Source organism: Aeromonas molluscorum 848 (assembly GCF_000388115.1).
GTDB classification, from domain to species: Bacteria; Pseudomonadota; Gammaproteobacteria; order Enterobacterales; family Aeromonadaceae; genus Aeromonas; species Aeromonas molluscorum.
Genome location: NZ_AQGQ01000069.1, coordinates 1 through 19,266, shown reverse-complemented (window position 1 = coordinate 19,266; position 19,266 = coordinate 1). Strand labels below are relative to the sequence as shown.

Genomic DNA, 19,266 nt, shown 5'->3' with positions numbered 1-19,266 from the left:
GCCAGCAGGGTGCCATTGTACTCTTCCAGATCCGCCTGTTTGATCTCGTTATCTCCCTGACGGCCAAACATCACCACCTCGTCACCGGGCTTGACGCCCTTGATGTCGGTCACATCGACCATGACGGTGTTCATGGAGGTCTTGCCTACCACCGGGGCCTTCTGGCCGTTGATGAGCACAGAGGCCTTGTTGCTCATGGCGCGGCGATAGCCATCCGAGTAGCCCATCGGCAGGTTGGCCAGCACGGAATCCCGCTTGAGGGTGAAGGTGCGATCGTAACCGACCGTGTTGCCCGCCGGGAAGTGACTGACTGCCGCTACCTGGCTCTTGAACGCCATGACCCGCTTGTATTCGGTGTAGGAGGGGATGGAGTCGCCATAGATGAGGCCGCCCGGGCGAACCATGTCCAGATGCGCTTCGGGTACTTCCAGGGTCGCGAAGGAGTTGGCACAGTGCAGGATCAGCTTGCTGCGATCCAGCTTGCCCGCCTCGATCAGCCATTGGGAGTCGAGCTTGAACTGGGCCAGACCCAGCTTGACGTCCTCTTTCTCCTCCACCGGGAAGTGGGTCATGATGCCGACCGGGGTGATCCCCTTGAGGCCAAGTATGGCCAGGGCCTCCCCTTTGGCATCCTGGGCGCGCAGGTCCAGGCCGTTACGGCTCATGCCGGCGGAGTTGAGGCCTATGTGTACCGGGATCTGGGTCTGGTGGCGCTGGGCTATCTCGCTGATGAGGGTCGCGTTCTCCAGGCCGCCGACCAGCTCTTCGAGCTTGTAAGGCACCGCCTGCTCAACCTCGGCCGGAGTCGCGGCGCGTACTCGCATCAGACGACCGGTGAAGCCCTTGTCCCGTGCAACCCTGGCCTCTTCGTTGCTGGCGATGCCAATGCAGGGAATGCCGGCGGCGACCACAGAGGGCACCAGCAGATCGATGCCGTGACCATAGGCATCCGCCTTCATGATGGCGCAGATCTGCGGGCCCTTGTCGCCAAGGCGGGTCTTGAGGGTCTGCAGGTTCTGCTCGAAGGCGGCAAGATCCACTTCCAGCCAGGCATTGGCGGCGGCATATTCCTGGCCATTGCGTTGATCGTTGGCCTGGGGCAAGTAGGGGGCGGCAACGGCCTGGCCAGCCATCAGACCGAAGATCAGGGTCGCGAGCAGGGTTTTCTTGTTCATGGGATGTCCTGTTTTGTTGAGGGAGAGGCGAGCGCGCCTTGAGGGGCCAACGCCCGCGTTGTGCCTTGGCTGCACACCAAGGCCTTATTATTGATTTTTATATGATTAATGGGCATCTGGACCCGGATGGGAGTGTACCGTATGGTGCTCTTTGTGGCACGTCTTTAGGTCACAGTTTCGCGATGGTGGCAACCGGCAGGCGGGGTAAAGCAGGGCGGAAATAGCAGCAGTGCCCCCGCTCGGATGGAGAGGGGGCACGACTTGGCGTTGAACGGTTCACAAGACTTTAAACCCATCAAGCGGGCTGGCGAGCCTCGCTCGAGGCAGAAGCGGGTTCCCGGCTCTCCTCTGCCAGACAATTTTCCGTCTTGGCCACTACGCAGGCGGCGATGGCGTTGCCGAGCACATTGGTGGCGGAGCGGCCCATGTCGAGGAAATGGTCGATGCCGAGCAGCAGCAAGACACCCGCCTCCGGGATATGAAACTGATTGAGGGTGGCGGCAATCACCACCAGGGAGGCCCGTGGCACCCCGGCCATTCCCTTGGAGGTGACCATGAGCAGCAATAACATAGTCACCTGCTGGGCGAAGGAGAGCTCTATGCCATAGGCCTGGGCGATGAACATGACCGCAAAGGTGCAGTACATCATGGAGCCATCCAGGTTGAAGGAGTAACCCATGGGCAGCACGAAGCTGGCGATGCGCTTGGCGCAGCCAAACCGTTCCAGGCGTTGCAACGTCTTGGGGTAGGCCGCCTCCGAGCTGGCGGTCGAGAAGGCGAGCAGCACGGGTTCACGGATGAGCGCGAGCAGGCGAGGGGTGCGCTGGCGCAGAAAGAGGCTCCCCATGGCGATGAGCAGCAGCCAGAGGCAGGCGAGGGCCAGATAGAACTGGGCCATGAAGCTGCCGTAGGTGGCCAGAATGCCCAGTCCCTCCTTGGCGACCATGGCCGAGATGGCGGCGAACACGGCAAAGGGGGCGAAGTTCATCACATAACCCGTCACCTTGAGCATGATCTCGGCGGCGCTTGCCAGCAGCCTGACCACGGGCTTGGCGGCATCGCCGAGCGCGGCGGCAGCCAGTCCGAAGAAGAGGGAGAAGACCACGATTTGCAGTATCTCGTTGTTGGCCATGGCCTCGACCAGGCTTTTAGGGATGGCGTGAGCGATAAAATCGCGCAGGCTCAGACTGGCGGCGCTGATACCGCTGCTGGCGGACTCGGGGGGAAGAGGCAGGGAGAGGCCACTACCCGGCTGCATCATGGTCACCATCAGCAGTCCCAGGGAGAGGGACATCAGGGAGGCGAACATAAACCACCCCAAGGTCTTGGCTCCGATCCGGCCAACGGTGCGGGTATCCCCCATCTTGGCGATGCCGACCACCAGGGTGGTGAACACCAGAGGGGCGATGATCATCTTGATGAGTCGCAAGAAGATGTCGGTGAGCAGGGTCACGTTGTCTGCGAAGGCGGGAGCTTCGCTCGGGGCAAAGAGTCGATAACCCTGGCCGGTGGCGATGCCAAGCAGCATGGCAATCAAGATAGCGAGGGTCAGCTTGTTCATTTTCATGGGGAGAGGTCCGGGCAACGCAAGGAGTCGGTATGGGGTGGCGAGTGCCACGACAGCCGTGCCAGATCGCCAGAGGAGGACGATCACGTTTGCAGCATGCCCAAAGGCGAGCACTAACACCAGCGTCAAGTCACACTTTTCACACTGGTCTTAGGTGTATTGAATGTGCTATTTATCAGATGTTGGTTATTTGTCCTGAATAAGTGGCATTTTTTCGAGATATTCGGCTGACAGGCTGGCATCGCCCTTAGCCTGGTGGCTCATGCGCAGGTTAAGCAGGGCAGAGATGCGGTGCTCCACATGCAACTGTTCCATGAAGGTATCAGGTTCGTACTCATCGAAGCCAAACTGGGGGCGACGAGGGGTTGCGCGCACGGCATCCCGGGCAATCTCCAGACTCAGTACCTCTATCCACTCGTAGCCCAAGGCGTGGGCCAGCTCACCGGCCCGTTTGAGCACGTATTTGCGCGCCGTCTCCCGATCGACCAGATCGTTACCGACAAACTCTATCTGCCAGCGATCCGGGCCGAGCTGGGTCTGGGAGAAGCCGGTCTGGTTATTCCACATCGATTTCACGCTGTCATAGGGCGTCGCGCAGCCGCCCAGCAACAGGGAGTAGCAAAGCAGGATGCAGGTTGGCGAAAGGCGACAAGATGGCATGAGATAACCCGGAGCGGAGGCGATGACCGATCAAAACACAGAGGCCGGTTTTGGGCAATCCTCCAACGGATTTGAGGCCAGGGGAAGGCTGACGGGATGGGAAGGCGCGACATCAGTCAGCATGAAGGGTAACCGGCGGGGGAGAGAAGGTGGATAAAGAAAAGGCCCAATCTGCTGATTGGGCCTTTTCTCGGGGAATGATGGTCGGCGTGAGAGGATTCGAACCTCCGACCCCTGACACCCCATGACAGTGCGCTACCTGGCTGCGCTACACGCCGACTGCGTCAGCTTGGCTGACGGGGGCTGAGTTTATGGAGATGGCTCAGCCCTGTCAACCTGCAAACCGCGACTTTGACGCGTTCGCCTGCTTTGCGCGCAATTAGCGGTTAAAGGTCAGCCATTTGCCTAATGACAAGCCGGTGAACTGATTGTTTCGCCGGGTAATCGGTCTTTCATCTTCATGCCAAGGGGTTGGGAGCGACAGCCTTTGAATGGCTATCGCTTCCCTCACTGTCAGCGGTTAAAGGTCAGCCGTTTGCCCAATACCTGGTCGGTGACCTGACCGTTCTGCCAGGCAATCTGACCGTTGACCAGGGTCATCTCTATGCTGCTCTGGAAGCGATAGCCGTTGAAGGGTGACCAGCCGCACAGATAGAGCAGATTGTCGTCATTGACCACATAGGGCTTGCCCAGATCCAGCAGCACCAGATCTGCGAAGTAGCCCTCGCGGATGTAGCCGCGATCCTGCACCTGGAAGCGCTCGGCCACCGCGTGGGAGGTTTTCTTGACGATGGTCTCCAGGCTGAAGACGCCGTTGTGGTAGAGCTCGAGCAGGGCCTGCATGGAGTGCTGCACCAGGGGGATGCCGGACGGCGCTTTGAAGTAGCTGTTCTGCTTCTCTTCCCAGGTGTGGGGGGCGTGGTCGGTGGCGATGATGTCGAGCACGTCGTTGCGTACCGCATCGAGCAGGGCGTGCTGGTCGGCCGCACTCTTCACCGCCGGGTTGCACTTGATCTGGCTGCCCAGGGTGTCGTAGTCCGCTTCGTTGAAGAACAGATGATGAACGCACACCTCGGCGGTGATGTTCTTGTCCTTGAGATCCTTCAGATCCGGGCTGGCGGTGAACAAGGAGAGCTCCTTGGCGGTGGTCAAATGCAGCACGTGCAGCTTGGCGCCGTATTTCTTGGCCAGGCCAACCGCCATGCTGGATGACTTGTAGCAGGCATCGGCGCTGCGAATGCGACCGTGCTCGCGCATAGGCACATCCTCGCCCCATTTGGCGCGGGCCTCATCTTCGAGCACCTTGATGGAGGGAGTATCCTCGCAGTGGGTCACTATCATCACCGGGCTCTCCCGGAAGATGGCCGCCAGGGTCTCCTGATTGTCGACCAGCATGTTGCCGGTGGAGGCACCCATGAAGATTTTGATGCCGCAGGACTGCTTGGGATCGAGCTTCTTGATCTCTTCCAGGTTGTCGTTGGTGGCGCCCAGATAGAAGCTGTAGTTGGCGGCCGAGCCTTTGGCGGCGATGTCGTACTTTGCCTCCAGCGCCTCTATGGTGGTGGTCTGGGGGTTGACGTTGGGCATCTCCATGAAGCTGGTGGTGCCACCGGCCACGGCGGCGCGGGACTCGCTCGCTATGGTGCCTTTGTGGGTAAGACCCGGCTCACGAAAATGCACCTGATCGTCAATCATGCCGGGGATCAGATGGCGGCCTGCCGCATCGATCACCATGGCGTCCGGGGCATCGATCTGGGGGGCGATTTTTTTGATACGCTCGCCCTCGATCAGCACATCGGAGGCGTAGATGCGCCCTTCGTTGACCAGGGTTGCGTTCTTGATAAGCAATGTGTTCATGGCGGGTCCAGTTCCTTTGTCGGTGAGCGCGGGTCATAATAGCGCAATCTGTCCCTACTCTGTAGCAAGGCCTGAGTAATGAAGTTATTTGTAAGAGATTTGACCGTTATCGACTCCAGCTACCTGTGTGAACGCCGTGGCATGGTGGGTGAGAGCTGGCTGGTGGACGTGGAGCTCGGTGGCGAGCTCAACGAGATGAGCATGCTGCTCGATTTTGGCCGGGTGAAGAAGCTTATCAAGGCGATCATCGACCGCGAAGTGGACCACAAGCTGCTGGTCCCGACAGAGAGCGCCCTGGTGCGCATCGAGAGTCTGGCCGAGGGAGAGCAGTGCGTCGACTTGCTGCGCCCGGATCGCTCCATCCACCTGCGCTGTCCGGAGGAGGCCTTTGCGTTTATTCCCGCAGCTCAGGTCGACAAGGAGTCGGTCACCCGCTATCTGCTGGCTGTGCTGGCCAAGGAGCTGCCGGACAATATTCGGGATCTGTCGCTGACCCTGCGCCACGAAGCCATTGCTGGCGCCTTCTATCACTACAGCCATGGGCTCAAGAAGCATGATGGTAATTGCCAACGCATCGCCCATGGCCACCGTTCTCCCATCGAGATAGAGGTGGAAGGGGTGCGTGATGAAGAGCTGGAGCAAAACTGGGCCGAGCGTTGGGCCGATATCTATCTCGGCACCGCCGAGGACGAAGTTCCCCTGGCCGAGCTTGCCCTGAGCGCCGTCGCCGCGCCACTGCTTGGCGGGCGGCACATCGGCTTCAAGTACACGGCCCCTCAGGGGCTGTTCCAGCTCGCCATGGTCAAGGCCGAGGTGGAGATGATAGACACCGACACCACCATAGAGCTGCTCGCCCACTATATTGCCCGTGAAGTGAAACGGCAGCTGGGTGACAAGTTGGTGAAAGTCGTGGCCTATGAAGGGGTGGGCAAGGGCGCCATCGCCTACGCCTGATACCCACAGGGCAACAGGCTTGCCATCAGGGGTGAGACAACAAAAAGGGAGCCCCAGGGGCTCCCTTTTCCATGTTGCCTTCCCGCTTCGACAGCGGGGAATGCCAATGGATGAGGGGCCAAGGGGCCCTTCATCCATCTTCAATTCAATAGCAAGGCCCAGGTCTCAGGCGCTGAGTCGGAAGCGCTTGACCAGGCTCTCCTGCTGTTCGGCCAGGGCATCGAGCTGCTGACTGGTCTCGGCCACCCGGGCGATGCCCTGATAGTTGAGATCCGAGATGTCCGAGATGCGGTTGAGATTGGTGGCGATGTCGGCGCTGGTGGCCTGCTGCTGCTCGGCGGCCGAGGCTATCTGGCTCGACATGTCGCTGATGAGCACCACTATGCCCTGCACCTCCTCCATTGCGGTGTTGGCCTGGGAGCTCTGACTCATGCAACTGTCCATCTCATTGGAGCACTCCTGCATGACAGTCACCGCCTTGGCGACCCCTTGCTGCAGGTTCTCTATCATGGTCTGGATCTCGCTGGTGGATTGGGAGGTGCGCCCTGCCAGGCTGCGCACCTCGTCGGCCACCACGGCGAAGCCACGGCCCTGCTCACCGGCTCGGGCCGCCTCGATGGCGGCATTGAGCGCCAGCAGATTGGTCTGATCGGCGATGCCGCGAATGACATCGAGTATGTTGCCAATCTGGCCGCTCATGGTGCTGACGTCGGCGATGACCGCACCCGTCTGCTGCAACTTGCCCGCCAGCTGGTGGGTAGTGCTGATATTGCCCGCCATCACCTGGCGCCCGGTCTCTGAGGCTTTCTCCACATCGATCACCCGCTCCAGGGTCTGGTTGGCCGCCTGGGCGACCTCCCGTACCGAGGCCTCCATCTCGGTCATGGCGGCGGCGACCGAGGCGGTCTCCTGGCGCTGGGTCTCCAGATCCGCGCGCACCGACTCTGTGGTGTGGCGGTTGCCGTGGGCGGCGTCATTGAGCTGGGCAGAGGCCTGGGAGAGCTGGGTGAGGACCTCGCTCATCTGGGCTATCAGCAGGTTGACCTGGGTGCCGAGCTGGCCGAATTCGTTGCGGCTCTTGAAGCCGATACGCAAGGTCATATCCCCCTGGGTGACCTGGGTCAACACCCGCAGCAGCTCCTTGAGCGGGCGGCGGATGGCCCGACCCAGGGTGAGGGCGACCAGGATGGCGACCAGGATGGCGAGCACTATGCTGACCCCCTGAGAGAGGGTGCTGCGCTGCTGTACCTGTTCTGATGCGGCAATGCTGGCATTCATCAGCTGCTGGCTCTGGGCGGTGATGGCCTCGAGCTGTTCCTGGATGGCGATGATGAGCTGGCTGGCCTGCTTGCTCTTCTCCTGCAGGGTGGCTTGCTGCTTCATCAGGGCCTGATACTGGCCGAGCAAACCGTCGCCGGCGGTGGTGTCACGCACGAAAGCGCGCACGTTGTGACCGACGTCATTGTCGAAGCTGGGCAGCTCTTTTTCCAGATCCGCGATGGTGGCGTTGAAGCCGCCGATCTGCATCTTGTTACGCTTGAGCGCCGATTCGATGGGGCCCGTCATGGACTGGTTGAGGGCATCCATGGTGGAGAGTTCTATGGTGGAGAGCTGGGTCGTCAGCTTCTCGGAGAGCATCTTGATGAAGCTGTCCTCTTGCCCCGCCATCATGTCGTTCAAGTTCTTCTTGAACTGGGGCAGGGTGACCTGGAACTGCCCCTTGGCCTGATTGACCTTGTGCAACTGGCTGAGCAGAGCCTGGTGTTCGGCGGGCAGGGTCTGGGTCAACGCCTGATAGCTGGCGACCTGCTCCTTGAGGGCGCGCAGTGGCGCTTGCAGCTGAGGCTCTTCACCGGCCTGGCCGACCAGGGCCTGGAGGCGCCCTTCGACTTCGGTCTGGGCGGCGTCCAGGGCGCTTATCTCCTCGGGTAGCGCCTTGGCATCCTGCTCGGTCAGCACATCGTTGAGCCGTTTGTTGGCGCTGAGCAGGCTGATCTGGGTCTGGCTGCTGGCCTGCACCAAGGGCATGGATTGCTGGGTGACCTGATGCAGAGCCTGGCCGAGAGCCCGCTGGCTGTGAAAGGTGAAGGCAGAACTGGCTATCATCACGGCTACCAGGATGGCAAACCCGAGATAGACCCGCTGCAAAATGGAGAGGTCAGACATACTTAGTTTCATTATTGTCCCGCTGTGATGCAAAAGTCCCTTGCCTGAATCCCCCGTCCTTTTGTTACCCTACGGACTTCGTGATGGAGAGGGGGGATCCTTACTGTTCTCGCTATCGGTATTTTTAACAATAACTGAAGGCTTTGTGACAATGGCTGTCGCAAAAATCGCCCTGTGTCACACTTGGCGAAGCCTGGTGAGATGAAAGGGGTTCCTTGGAGTCTCATTCTAAATTTTTCTTTTTAACGCAAGGAGTTATCCATGGCCGATGAAACCATTTTCAGCAAAATCATCCGCAAGGAGATCCCGGCAGAGATCCTCTATCAGGACGATCTGGTCACCGCTTTTCGCGACATCTTCCCCAAGGCACCGACCCATATCCTCATCATCCCCAATGTGCTGATCCCGACGGTAAATGACGTCGAGGCCGAGCACGAGCTGGCCCTTGGTCGCATGTTCACCGTGGCCCGCAAGCTGGCCTTTGATGCGGGCATTGCCGAGGATGGCTATCGCCTGATCATGAACTGCAACCGCCATGGTGGGCAGGAGGTGTACCACATCCACATGCATCTGGTCGGCGGCCAGCCCCTGGGCCCCTTGCTCACGCTGTGAGGATGGGGTTAACCGGGCTGCGGCCCATGCTGCTCTGCGCCGTCTTGGGGCTGGGTGGCTGCGCCAGCTGGCAAGACCTGTTCGTCTCCTACTCGGTACAGATGACCCCAGTACGCAACGCTTTGCTGCAAGGCAAGGCACTCGATGCCATCGAGGAGGTGCGTGAACTGGAGCCCGGCGATGACGGCTATGTGCTCAGTCGGCTGGAGCTGGGACGCATCGCGTTGCTCGCCAATCAGGAGCCGCAAAGCCGCAAGGCCTGGGAGGCGGCGGACCTGGCCCTCCAGGCCGAAGATGAGCAGGCACGCTTTCGGGTGAGTCAGGGACTGGCCCAGGCTGGCAGCCTGCTGACCAACGATCAGACTCTGGGCTATCAGACGCCGGATTATGAACGCACCATGCTGCACCACTATCTGGCGCTGGATTATTTGCAGCGCGGGGATCTGGAGGGGGCATTGGTTGAGGTGCGCCGCGCCAATCAGGTGCAGGAGCGGGCGCTGCGCGAGCGGGGTGCTGAGGTCGCCAAGGCGAAGCAAGAGGCCAATGCGCGTCAGGCGCTGTCGCGGGCGCCGGATCTCGACCGTCTCACAGGCCAGGTCAAGAATGGCTTCCAGAATGCCTACACCTTCTATCTGTCCGGGGTGCTCTATGAGGCGAGCGGGGATCTCAACGATGCCTGGGTCGATTATGGCCGCGGCCTGGAGATTGCCCCGGACAACCCCGCTTTGCAGGAAGCCATGCTGCGTCTGGCACGGCTGCGCGGCTCACCTCAGGAGCTGGCGGCCACCGAGCAGCGTGTCGGCCGCAAGGCACCTCCCCTGGAGCGGGGGGAGGCCGGGTGGTCGTGCTGTTCGAGGATGGCTTGATCCCGGCTCGGCGCGAACTCTTTCTGCCGCTGCCACTTTTTACCTCAAGCGGGGATTTTCGCACCTTTACGGTCGCCATTCCCTACTACGATAATCGCGGCGCCGAGGTGGGGCCCCTCAAGGTCGGCGTGGGCAATCACCGGGGCAGCACGGTGCCCCTGGTACGACTCGAGGCCCTGGCCGCCAAGGATCTGCAGGAGCGGCTGCCCGCCATGTTGAGCCGTCAGGCGCTGCGTCTGGCCGCCAAGGAGCAGCTGCGCCGCAGCGCTGCCAAGGAGGGGGGCGATGTGGGCAATCTGCTGGTCGGCATCTTCAACACCTTGTCTGAGCGGGCCGATACCCGCAGCTGGTTGACCCTGCCAGCCCAGGCCTCTGGTTGGGAAACCAGCCTGCCTGCGGGTCGGCAGAGCCTGGATCTGGGAGCGGGCAGCGTGAGCAAGACCTTGCCCATCGAGGTGCGCGCCGGCCACACCACCCTGGTGTGGGTCAACCGGCTCGGTGCCAATCTCAATACGCGAGTGATGACGCTCTAAAGCACCGACTCGGCCGGTTTTCTGGCGGTCGATGAGGTATTCATGTGAGGAGTAGAAGATGAAACGAATCGTTCTGGCTTGCGGCCTCGCCCTGCTGCTGTCGGCGTGTGCCACCAACACCAGCGGTGTTGCCCTGTCGGCGCCAAGTGGTGGCGTGGCCAAGGTGCAAGTGGACAACAGCAGCCTGGATCTGGCCCTGCGCGAGCTGACCAGGCGCCAGCAAAATGGCCTGATGCAGATCAATGTGGAGCTGACCAATCAGCGCAGTGGCGACAACCATCTGCAATACCTGTTCTACTGGTATGATGCCAGCGGCCAGGAGGTGGCGTCTGACGGGCGCGGCTGGACGCCGCTCATGCTCCATGGTCAGCAGACGCGTACTCTGTCGGCCCTGGCGCCGACCATGGATGTGAAGGGTTATCGGCTCTCCGTCCGTGAAGTGATTGAAGAATCGAACTGACGAGCCCCGCCGTCGGTCGGCGGTGGCTCAGGTGTCGGCCCAAGCGTGCAGGCACCTTGCATGTACTTAGTGATTCAAGCGTGCAGGCACCTTGCATGTACTTAGTGATTGAGGAAACGAATCGATGAAGATGAATCATGCCTTGCGTATCCTGGCCGCTGGCCTGCTGCTGGGCGGCTGTTCCAGCACCACGGTCAGCTACGGCGATGCCACGGCCACAGAGACGGTCACGGTGGATTATGGCTCGAGCGATCTGCAGGCCATCGCCGACAAGATGGCGGACTCCATGCTGAGCTCGCCGGCCACCAGTGAGATCACCGCAGGCGGTCGTCCGGTGATGTTCATGGATTCCATCCGCAACAAGACCTCGGAGCATATCGACACCGAGGCCATCACCGACACCATGCGCACCAAGTTGCTGCGCTCGGGCAAGTTCCGTTTCGTTGACATGAGCAAGGTGACCGCGGTCAAGCAGCAGCTCGAATATCAGCAGAGCAGCGGCATGGTGGATCCCGCCGCCATGGTACGGCTGGGCAAGCAGACCGGCGCCCGCTACATGGTCTATGGCAACCTCAGCAGCATCGTCAAGGACAACGGCAAGGTGAAGGATGTCTACTACCAGATGACCATGAACCTGATGGATCTGGAGAGCGGCGAGCTGCAGTGGGCCGATCAGAAAGAGATCCGCAAACAGGCGAAGACATCGACCTTTGGCTGGTGATGAACAGCAGCGCCTGTTGGCGAGCCTGCCCACTCCCTGGCGGGGAGGGCGGCTCGAGCCACTGGGGCTAGGGCTGACCAATTGCAACTATCGACTGCGTCTCCCCTCGGGGCGCAGTTACTTTTTGAGGCAAGGTCATCCAGAACCTGCACGACTTGGCATCGACAGGGCGACCGAGTGGCAGCTCTATCGGGGCGCCATGGCCGCCGGACTCGCGCTGCCTTGCCATTATGGGGATCCCGAACGGGGCATACTGCTGCTCGACTGGTGCGAGGCGCCGAGCTGGGCGCAGGCCCCCCTCCCGCCAAGCCTGGCATTGCCCGCCCTGGCTCGGCTGCTGGCTCGGCTTCATCAACTGCCGCTGCCGACAGTCAGGATGGCGGTGCGCGCCCATGCCCGGGGCTATCGCGAGAGGCTCAAGGCTCCCCCTGGCTGGCTCGACAAGCTGGAGGCGCCCCTGCTCGCCAGTCGGGAGCCGGACGGCTGTTGGCTCCCTTGCCATCACGATCTCAATCCGGCTAACTTGTTGGGGGAACAACCCTGGGTCATCGACTGGGAATATGGCGCCGCCGGTCACCCCGGTTTCGAGCTGGCCAGCATAGTGCGCACTCATGGTTGGGGTCTGGAGGAGATGGCAGCGCTTGAAGCCTGCTATCTTGAAGAAATTGAACGGCTTGGCCAGGGCCGGGCGTCAGGTCCCCTGGATTTTCAGGGGGCGGCCTTCCTGCCCTGGGTCGATTACATCGCCCTGTTGTGGGCGCAGCTTATGGCCGAACAGACACCCGATGCGGCCTATGCGGACCTGGTCGCCCATCATCGGCAACGATTGGAGTAACCCATCTTGATGACACACCCTTGGCGCAAGAAAACACGACTCTGGCTGGCGGGGCTGGCCTGCCTGCTGCTGGTCGGTTGCTCGACCCGGGTCATCTACTACTGGCTCGATGTGGCTATCGTCTGGCAGCTCGACGACTATTTCTCCCTGAGCAGTAGCCAGAAGAAGCTGCTTGATAACGAGGTGAAGGGGCTGATGAGCTGGCATCGCCAGCAAGAGCTGCCGCGCTATGCCAAGGATCTCGACGCCCTGGCCAAGGCGGTGGCAAGCCCCATGACGCCCGCGCAGGTCTCCCGACATCTGGCGGCCACCCAGCAGAGCCTGACCCGTACCCTGGCAAACACCATACCGCGGGCGGTGCGGCTGGCTCGCACCCTGACCGATGCCCAGGTCAACACCTTCATGAGAGACCGGCTGGCGCGGCAACAGGAGCGAGAGGACGATTTTGCCAAGGATCCCAAAGAGAAGGTGCTGCGCGAGTCGACCGAGAAGATGAACAAGCGACTGGTGTTCTGGATCGGAGAGGTCAAGCCGGCCCAGGCGCCCCTGGTGGCATGTTGGGTCGAGTGGCAATACGAGATGATGCCTCCCTGGATAGAGTACCAAAGGGTCTGGATCGGCGAGCTGGATCAGCTGCTCAGGGAGCGTGCCAGCCCCGACTTCGAGCAGCGGCTCACCAAGCTGCTGGCCCAGGGAGATGGCCTGATGGATGGCCGCTTCACCGGCTACACCGAACAGTCGCGCCAACGCACCGTCAACTGGTTGAGCGAGCTGAGCCAGTCCCTCGACATCAAGCAGCGGGCCCACCTCTACAGCTTGCTCAAAGGCTATGTAGGCGACTTTGAGAAGATGACCCGGGGTCAGTAGCCTGGTTTGTGATGCGTAGGCAAGGGGCCTGAACTTGTCCCCCTTGCCGTTGGCGGGCCCCTGTGATAGCTTGCCAGCAGTGGGCGCCAGCTCACACTTTTTTCGGAGCCTTATGTCGTCCCATCGTCCAAACACAGTGAAATGGATAGTGATGAGCCTGCTCATCGCCTTCATGCTGCTGTTTTCTGCTCTTCGAGTGGATGGACATGCCGTGGGCGCTCCCCAGAGTCACTCCCTCTCGCAGAGCGTCTTCCATGGCGTGAGTGCGCCCGAGGAGGGGGCCGTCAAGTTTATCGGGACCCACCAGAGTCACCTTCAGCGACTGGAACACTCCCTGCGCAACAATGGCGACAGGCAAGATCGCGACTATCAGCTCATCAAGGATTGGTCCGCAGTCGTCTCCCAGCTACTGCTGGGGGGGCTGTTGCTCTGCCTCCCGTTGCTCTATCAAAAACACAGCTTCAGAGACAAGTTCAGGGGCATACATCGCCGCTGGCTCTCCCGCCGACACCTGCAATACCGCTTCTCCCAGAGCGCCGTTCACGGCTGATCTTCGGTCACGTCAGGGCAGTTGCCCTCGCTGACCGACGGGCTCGTCCATTGGACGTCAGCCCCCATTTCGACTGATTTTCTGCGTCTGCTGCGAGTATCGCGGCGATCGCCATGCCTGTTTCGATCTGGATCCTTGCCATGAACAGTGTGAGAAAAAAACCGCGCCTGCTGCACAACCGCACCAGCGCCTGGCAGTACGCCTTGTTACTGCTGATGTTATTGACCTTCGGTTTCTATTCCCTGCCCACCTTCTTCGGTGAGCAGCCCTCCCTCGGCCTGCACGGCCAGTCGAGCCTGAGCAGCGCCGATGCCAAGCTGTTGGCCAGCGAGGACATAGTGTTGCAACAGTCCATTGCCTCGGCGGACAAGCTGGAGCTGGTGTTTGCCAGTCAGGCGGATCAACAAAGAGCCAAGCAGCTGCTCGAACAGCAGGGCCATGACAGCGCCGCCCTGACCCTGGAGTTTCATGCCAAGGCGCCGACCTGGATAAGTCAGCTCGGCGCCACCCCCATCAAGCTGGGGTTGGACCTGCGGGGTGGCTCGCAGCTGCTGATCGGGGTCGATCTCGATTTTGTACTGGAGAATCAGACCAAGAATCTGGTCGATAACCTGCGTACCGGCCTGCGGGAAGCCCATTTGCGCGGTGGCAATGTGAGCCGGGTAGCGACGGGGGAGGTGCGCATAGTGCTGCCTGAAGGCGCAGAGCAGGCCCCCTGGCTCAGCCTCGTCAAGGAGAGTGCCGGTGTGCGCCAGGGGCAGTGGTCGCTGACCCGGGCAGGGCAGCAGCTGACTCTCAAGATGAGTGAGGCCGAGCGGACCCTGCTCGCCAACAATGCCGTTACCCAGAATCTGTCGATCCTCAAGAAGCGGATCAACGAGCTCGGCATCGTCGAGGCCTCGGTACAGCGTCAGGGCCAGGATGGCATCCGCATCGAACTGCCCGGGGTACACAACCCCCGTCAGGCCAAGGAGGTGATTGGCGCCACGGCCTCCCTGGCTTTCTATCAGGCCAAGCCGGACAGCCGCTTTGTCATGACCGACAAGGAGGGACGCAGCGTCGGGCTGGATCGCAAGCCGGTGTTGACCGGCGATCACATCGTCGATGCTCGCGCCAGCATGGGAGAGATGGGGCAGCCCCAGGTCGGCATAGTGCTCGATGCCCTGGGGGGCAGCAAGATGAGCCAGTTCAGTCGCCAGCATGTGGGCAGTCCCATGGCGACCGTGTTCACCGAGTACAAGACGGCCAGCAGCGGCAAGTTGCGGGCCCACAGTCAGGTAATCAACGTGGCCACCATACAGACGGCGCTCGGCAACCAGTTCCGCATCACCGGGCTTGGCAGCATGCCGGAGGCTCAGGAGCTTGCCATGCTGCTGCGCGCCGGGGCCCTGACCGCGCCGCTCAAGATCCTGGAGGAGCGCAGCATAGGCCCCACGCTGGGGATGCAGAACATAGAGGCGGGCTTTAGCGCCCTGGTGTTTGGCATGGTCGGCATGATGCTCTTCATGCTGTGCTGGTATCGCAAGTTTGGCTGGGTCGCCATTTCGGCCCTCATCGCCAACCTGCTGATGCAGGTGGGCATGCTGGCGGTATTGCCCGGCGCCGTACTGACGCTGCCCGGCATCGCCGGTCTGGTGCTCACGGTGGGCATGGCGGTCGATACCCATGTGCTCATCTTCGAACGGGTCAAGGACAGGTTACGGGAGGGGGCCAGTTTGGCTGGCGCCATCGACTTTGGTTACCGCTCGGCCTTCAGCACCATCTTCGATGCCAACATCACCACCCTGATCAGTGCCGTGGTGCTCTACGCCATCGGTTCCGGTCCGCTGCAAGGCTTCTCCATCACCCTGATCCTGGGTCTGGTTTCCAGCATGATCACCGGCATCTGGGGCACGCGCGCCATCATCAATCCCATCTGGGGCAAGAGCAGCCAACGGCTGCAGAGGGTTTAATCATGTTCCATCGTTTCTTTTCCATGAGTCTGACCCGCTGGCGCTATCTGGGTCTGGGCCTCTCCGTGCTGCTCACCCTCGCCAGCCTAGGGCTGCTGGCCATCAACGGCCTGCAACTGGGACTGGATTTCACCGGTGGCATCTTGCTGGAGTTCAAGATCCAGACTCTCAAGGATGCCCATGAGATCAATGCCCTGCTCGGGGAACCTCTGCGCGCTCTGGTGAGTCTGCAACCGGCCGGCGTTCCCGGTGAGTGGCTGATCAAGCTCCCCCCCGAGGGGCTGACCATGCCTGCCCAGGAGCTGGCCGATCGGCTGGCGAGCCAGCTTGGCCTGCCGGTCGAACTGCTGCGCACCACCATAGTGGGCCCCCAGGTGGGCGCCGAGTTGTTCCAGCAGGGGATGATGGCGGTGCTGGTGGCCTCTATCGCCATCTCCGTCTATCTGGCGTTTCGCTTCGAATGGCGCCAGGCGGTCGGCATCTTGCTGTCGGTGCTGCATGACGCTGTGGTGGCGCTGGGGCTGCTTGCCCTGTTCCATATCGAGTTCGATCTCAACGTGATCGCCGGTCTCATGGCCGTGATCGGTTATTCCCTCAATGACAGCATCGTCATCTCGGACAGATTGAGGGACATTTTGAGTTCCCGCACCCGGTTGGGGATGCATGAGTGCAGCGATATTGCCATCAAGGCGACCTTCAGTCGCACCATGATCACCTCAGGCACCACGCTCTTTACCGTGGGGGCGCTGCTGCTGTTTGGGGGCGACGCCCTCCACGGCTTCGCCTTCACACTGTTCGCGGGTATTATGACCGGCACCCTCTCCTCCATCACGGTGGCGTCCACCGTGCAGGAGCTGCTGGGGCTTAGCCCTGCGGCTTACCAGAAAAAAGAGGCGCTGCCCGAGGCGGCCTGAGCAAGGCGCAATGCAACCAGTACTAAAAACGGGCCCTTGGCCCGTTTTTCAATTGTGGTGAGGAGTGCCGTTGTCAGAAGCCCGAGCCCGGCTGGCTGAGAAAGGTGGCCTCCTCGGCTGTGTTGGGGCGCCCCAGCAGGGCGTTGCGATGGGGAAAGCGACCGAACCTGTCCACTATCACCTGATGGCGGCGGGCAAAATCGAGGTAGCCTGCGAAGGTCGGGCCGGGCTGCTCGGCGGCCAGGGCGTCGAACAGGGCGACGCTGCGAGCCTGATGTTCAGGTTGCTCCGAGTGCTCAAGGGGCAGGTAGAAGAAGACCCGTGCCAGGGGGGAGAGCGCCTTGTCTGCCCCCAGCGACAGGCCCTCCAGGCTGAGGGCCAGGGCTTTGGGATCCTGAGCAAAGGCCTCCGGCAAACCGCGCGCTATATTGCGCGGCAACTGATCCAGCAGCAGGATCAACGCCAGCCGCCCGGTGGGCACCTCGGCCCAATGGGCCAGCATGCCTGTGCTCGCGGCCTCGGCCAGGGCGCCGAAGCGCTGGCGGATCAGGAGATCGGTATCGCTGTTTTTACCCCACCAGAGCGGGGCTTGCCGTTTGGCGCGACTGGCATCATCGCTATCATCGCCAAACCAGAAATCGAGCAGAGGTTGCCAGGGTTGCATGGAAACTCCTTGGGAGGGGGTTGTTTGAATCAGACTGACACAAGGCCTGAATGACACAGGATTGCTGCCGAATCGGCGGCTTCTCGTTACACTGTGCCATCTTTTGTCCGAAATGAGGAAGCTTCCATGATGCCCGGGATCAGTTTGTTGGCACGGCTCGACGATGCGGTACAGATGACCAAGGAGATGGTGAAGAACAGCGCCTGTACACCGACGGCTTATCCCGCCACTGACATGAGGAGTCGCTGATATGGCCGGAACCAGCCTGTTGGCCTTGCTAGATGATATTGCGACCGTACTCGATGATGTCGCCCAGATGAGCAAGATGATGGCCAAGAAATGCTGCCGTGAGCCCAAGGGCCACGTAGCCACTGACATGAGGAGTTGCTGATATGGCCGGAACCAGCCTGTTGGCCTTGTTAGATGATATTGCGACCGTACTCGATGATGTCGCCCTGATGACCAAGGTGGCCGCCAAGAAGACCGCGGGCGTGCTGGGGGACGATCTGGCTCTCAATGCCGAGCAAGTCTCCGGAGTACGCGCCGAGCGCGAGCTGCCCGTGGTCTGGGCCGTGGCCAAGGGGTCGTTTCGCAACAAGCTGATCCTGGTGCCCGCCGCCATCGCCATCAGCGCCTTGATCCCCTGGCTCATAACTCCGCTGTTGATGCTGGGGGGAGCCTATCTCTGCTTCGAGGGCGCAGAGAAGCTGGTGCACAAGTTTTTACCCCATGGGGATGGGGCGGGTGAGGATGCGCAAGGAGACGCCGCAGCAGATCTTCATATCGAAGATCTGGTCGCCTATGAGCAGCAGAAGGTGCAGGGAGCCATTCGCACTGACTTCATCCTCTCTGCCGAAATCATCGTCATTGCCCTTGGCACAGTGCAGGGCACCAGCCTGGCGTTGCAGATCGCCGTGGTGGCAGGCATCGCCGTGCTGATGACGGTCGGTGTCTATGGCCTGGTGGGCCTCATCGTCAAGCTCGATGACATCGGCTTGCACCTGTTGAAGAAACCGGGTGGCAGTCTGTTGCGTCAGGGGGTGGGGCGCGGTTTGCTGGCGGTGGCCCCCAAGTTGATGCACCTGTTGGCGCTGGTGGGCACCATTGCCATGTTCATGGTCGGTGGCGGCATCCTGGTCCATGGCTGGCCCTTCGTCCATCACCTGGTCGAGGGCGCGGCGGCGAGCGTGCAGACCCTGCCAACCCTGGGCAGCATATTGGGTGCCCTGCTACCGACACTGCTCAATGCCTTGATAGGCGTCCTGGTCGGTCTGGTCCTGGTCGTTCTGATGAGCATGGTGAGCCGACTTAAGCCCGCCAAATAGCGCCGTCCAAAAGAGAGGCGGACTGCTGCTTGCTTCTCTTGCGCGTCCTCATGCTCAGCAACCCCTAATCAATAAGCTGTCTGTGCGCCCCGCTGGTCGGGGCGCACTGTTTGCTGGCGTTCCTTGGTGACAAGTGGCACTCATATATGGGGGCTGGTCAGGGGGCTGGGCTTCTCTTAGCATGCTGACCAGCCGCTCATTAGAAGAGGTGTGTCATGGATGCAGACAAAGAGAAACAACCAAGGAGCCTTATGAACCGCATGATCTGGCGTGATGATCACATCTTCGCCGCCCCCGATTGCCCGGCCATGGATCAGCAATTTGCCGATGCCGAGCCCGCCCTCTACCGTCTGGAATGCCTGATAGCCGAGCTGGCCCATTGTCATGAGCCTGCCGCCCTGCGTGCGCTGCTGCGCACCATTCGAGCCCAGACGAGAGAGCTGACTGACCTCGCCCGCAATAGCGGCGTCTATGGCTATAACCGACTCAGCCGCAACGGTCACGACGAGCCAGCCAAGCGTTTGCTGTCCCGCAGCAGCCGGCTCTCGTCGCGCCTGGCACAAGTCACCAAGCCCGTGACTCTGTTCT

General features: G+C 61.2%; 18 protein-coding genes, 1 tRNA gene and 2 pseudogenes. 14 read left to right on the top strand and 7 right to left on the bottom strand.

All coding sequences use genetic code 11. From position 1 onward, the window contains the following. From alr to G113_RS10990, 5 genes are all read right to left on the bottom strand, one after another. Positions 1-1,175: alanine racemase (alr, locus tag G113_RS11010; RefSeq protein WP_005901495.1), on the bottom strand; the 1,175-nt coding region annotated here is incomplete at its 3' end. A 295-nt stretch (positions 1,176-1,470) separates the two neighbouring features. After that, positions 1,471-2,742 carry a dicarboxylate/amino acid:cation symporter gene (locus G113_RS11005; RefSeq protein ID WP_051106590.1) on the bottom strand — a complete coding sequence of 424 codons (1,272 nt, stop codon included), beginning with the start codon at positions 2,740-2,742 and terminating at the stop codon, positions 1,471-1,473. Between the two features lie 186 nt (positions 2,743-2,928). Further along, a complete protein-coding gene (locus tag G113_RS11000) occupies positions 2,929-3,402 on the bottom strand; it encodes a CC0125/CC1285 family lipoprotein (protein WP_040319144.1) in 474 nt (157 codons plus the stop codon). A gap of 201 nt (positions 3,403-3,603) precedes the next feature. Further along, positions 3,604-3,680, bottom strand: a tRNA-Pro gene (locus G113_RS10995). Between the two features lie 235 nt (positions 3,681-3,915). Beyond that, positions 3,916-5,259, bottom strand: a complete 1,344-nt coding sequence (locus tag G113_RS10990; protein WP_005901489.1) for a dihydroorotase — start codon at positions 5,257-5,259, stop codon at positions 3,916-3,918. A 78-nt stretch (positions 5,260-5,337) separates the two neighbouring features. Between G113_RS10990 and G113_RS10985 the strand changes: the two genes are divergently transcribed. Beyond that, entirely contained in the window at positions 5,338-6,213 is an 876-nt protein-coding gene (locus tag G113_RS10985; protein ID WP_040319143.1) for a 6-carboxytetrahydropterin synthase, read from the top strand. Positions 6,214-6,378: 165 nt separating this feature from the next. Here the strand turns inward: G113_RS10985 and G113_RS10980 are convergent, their stop codons facing one another. After that, a complete protein-coding gene (locus tag G113_RS10980) occupies positions 6,379-8,379 on the bottom strand; it encodes a methyl-accepting chemotaxis protein (protein ID WP_005901485.1) in 2,001 nt (666 codons plus the stop codon). 261 nt (positions 8,380-8,640) lie between these two features. On the opposite strand from G113_RS10980, the gene hinT reads away from it, so the two are divergent. The 9 genes and pseudogenes from hinT to secF all read left to right on the top strand — a co-directional run bounded on the left by hinT (position 8,641) and on the right by secF (position 16,689). Beyond that, positions 8,641-8,991 carry a purine nucleoside phosphoramidase gene (hinT, locus tag G113_RS10975; protein WP_005901483.1) on the top strand — a complete coding sequence of 117 codons (351 nt, stop codon included), beginning with the start codon at positions 8,641-8,643 and terminating at the stop codon, positions 8,989-8,991. Between the two features lie 26 nt (positions 8,992-9,017). Continuing rightward, a pseudogene (locus G113_RS10970) lies at positions 9,018-10,390 on the top strand (COG3014 family protein). Positions 10,391-10,448: 58 nt separating this feature from the next. Next, positions 10,449-10,850: a YcfL family protein gene (locus G113_RS10965; RefSeq protein WP_005901481.1), complete on the top strand. Its 402-nt coding sequence runs from the start codon at positions 10,449-10,451 to the stop codon at positions 10,848-10,850. 124 nt (positions 10,851-10,974) lie between these two features. After that, a complete protein-coding gene (gene lpoB, locus G113_RS10960) occupies positions 10,975-11,571 on the top strand; it encodes a penicillin-binding protein activator LpoB (protein WP_005901478.1) in 597 nt (198 codons plus the stop codon). Beyond that, positions 11,561-12,406 carry a phosphotransferase gene (locus G113_RS10955; protein WP_005901475.1) on the top strand — a complete coding sequence of 282 codons (846 nt, stop codon included), beginning with the start codon at positions 11,561-11,563 and terminating at the stop codon, positions 12,404-12,406. The genes lpoB and G113_RS10955 overlap by 11 nt, the downstream gene beginning before the upstream one ends. A gap of 3 nt (positions 12,407-12,409) precedes the next feature. Next, on the top strand, positions 12,410-13,273 hold the full coding sequence (locus G113_RS10950) for a DUF6279 family lipoprotein (RefSeq protein ID WP_040319141.1): 864 nt from the start codon (positions 12,410-12,412) through the stop codon (positions 13,271-13,273). 151 nt (positions 13,274-13,424) lie between these two features. Further along, entirely contained in the window at positions 13,425-13,823 is a 399-nt protein-coding gene (locus tag G113_RS10945; protein ID WP_005901471.1) for a hypothetical protein, read from the top strand. 140 nt (positions 13,824-13,963) lie between these two features. Continuing rightward, positions 13,964-15,775, top strand: a complete 1,812-nt coding sequence (gene secD / locus G113_RS10940) for a protein translocase subunit SecD (protein ID WP_005901469.1) — start codon at positions 13,964-13,966, stop codon at positions 15,773-15,775. A 2-nt stretch (positions 15,776-15,777) separates the two neighbouring features. Continuing rightward, on the top strand, positions 15,778-16,689 hold the full coding sequence (gene secF / locus G113_RS10935) for a protein translocase subunit SecF (RefSeq protein WP_005901468.1): 912 nt from the start codon (positions 15,778-15,780) through the stop codon (positions 16,687-16,689). A gap of 73 nt (positions 16,690-16,762) precedes the next feature. Here secF and G113_RS10930 read toward each other — a convergent pair whose 3' ends face one another. Beyond that, entirely contained in the window at positions 16,763-17,353 is a 591-nt protein-coding gene (locus G113_RS10930) for a DUF924 family protein (RefSeq protein ID WP_005901467.1), read from the bottom strand. A 126-nt stretch (positions 17,354-17,479) separates the two neighbouring features. On the opposite strand from G113_RS10930, the gene G113_RS21980 reads away from it, so the two are divergent. The 4 genes and pseudogenes from G113_RS21980 to G113_RS10920 all read left to right on the top strand — a co-directional run. After that, positions 17,480-17,602: a hypothetical protein gene (locus G113_RS21980; RefSeq protein WP_269077636.1), complete on the top strand. Its 123-nt coding sequence runs from the start codon at positions 17,480-17,482 to the stop codon at positions 17,600-17,602. Position 17,603: 1 nt separating this feature from the next. Continuing rightward, on the top strand, positions 17,604-17,744 hold the full coding sequence (locus G113_RS21505) for a hypothetical protein (RefSeq protein WP_005901466.1): 141 nt from the start codon (positions 17,604-17,606) through the stop codon (positions 17,742-17,744). A gap of 1 nt (position 17,745) precedes the next feature. Beyond that, positions 17,746-18,678 (top strand): DUF808 domain-containing protein, encoded by a 933-nt coding sequence (locus tag G113_RS10925; RefSeq protein ID WP_005901465.1) that lies wholly within the window; start codon positions 17,746-17,748, stop codon positions 18,676-18,678. Positions 18,679-18,929: 251 nt separating this feature from the next. Continuing rightward, positions 18,930-19,266, top strand: a pseudogene (locus tag G113_RS10920) (peptidase M3); the annotation flags it as partial.

Coding starts and splice junctions, on each gene's coding strand:
- G113_RS11005 (WP_051106590.1), bottom strand. CDS start 2,742: ATGAAAATGAACAAGCTGACCCTCGCTATCTTGATTGCCATGCTGCTT.
- G113_RS11000 (WP_040319144.1), bottom strand. CDS start 3,402: ATGCCATCTTGTCGCCTTTCGCCAACCTGCATCCTGCTTTGCTACTCC.
- G113_RS10990 (WP_005901489.1), bottom strand. CDS start 5,259: ATGAACACATTGCTTATCAAGAACGCAACCCTGGTCAACGAAGGGCGC.
- G113_RS10985 (WP_040319143.1), top strand. CDS start 5,338: ATGAAGTTATTTGTAAGAGATTTGACCGTTATCGACTCCAGCTACCTG.
- G113_RS10980 (WP_005901485.1), bottom strand. CDS start 8,379: ATGTCTGACCTCTCCATTTTGCAGCGGGTCTATCTCGGGTTTGCCATC.
- hinT (WP_005901483.1), top strand. CDS start 8,641: ATGGCCGATGAAACCATTTTCAGCAAAATCATCCGCAAGGAGATCCCG.
- G113_RS10965 (WP_005901481.1), top strand. CDS start 10,449: ATGAAACGAATCGTTCTGGCTTGCGGCCTCGCCCTGCTGCTGTCGGCG.
- lpoB (WP_005901478.1), top strand. CDS start 10,975: ATGAAGATGAATCATGCCTTGCGTATCCTGGCCGCTGGCCTGCTGCTG.
- G113_RS10945 (WP_005901471.1), top strand. CDS start 13,425: ATGAGCCTGCTCATCGCCTTCATGCTGCTGTTTTCTGCTCTTCGAGTG.
- secD (WP_005901469.1), top strand. CDS start 13,964: ATGAACAGTGTGAGAAAAAAACCGCGCCTGCTGCACAACCGCACCAGC.
- secF (WP_005901468.1), top strand. CDS start 15,778: ATGTTCCATCGTTTCTTTTCCATGAGTCTGACCCGCTGGCGCTATCTG.
- G113_RS10930 (WP_005901467.1), bottom strand. CDS start 17,353: ATGCAACCCTGGCAACCTCTGCTCGATTTCTGGTTTGGCGATGATAGC.
- G113_RS21980 (WP_269077636.1), top strand. CDS start 17,480: ATGATGCCCGGGATCAGTTTGTTGGCACGGCTCGACGATGCGGTACAG.
- G113_RS21505 (WP_005901466.1), top strand. CDS start 17,604: ATGGCCGGAACCAGCCTGTTGGCCTTGCTAGATGATATTGCGACCGTA.
- G113_RS10925 (WP_005901465.1), top strand. CDS start 17,746: ATGGCCGGAACCAGCCTGTTGGCCTTGTTAGATGATATTGCGACCGTA.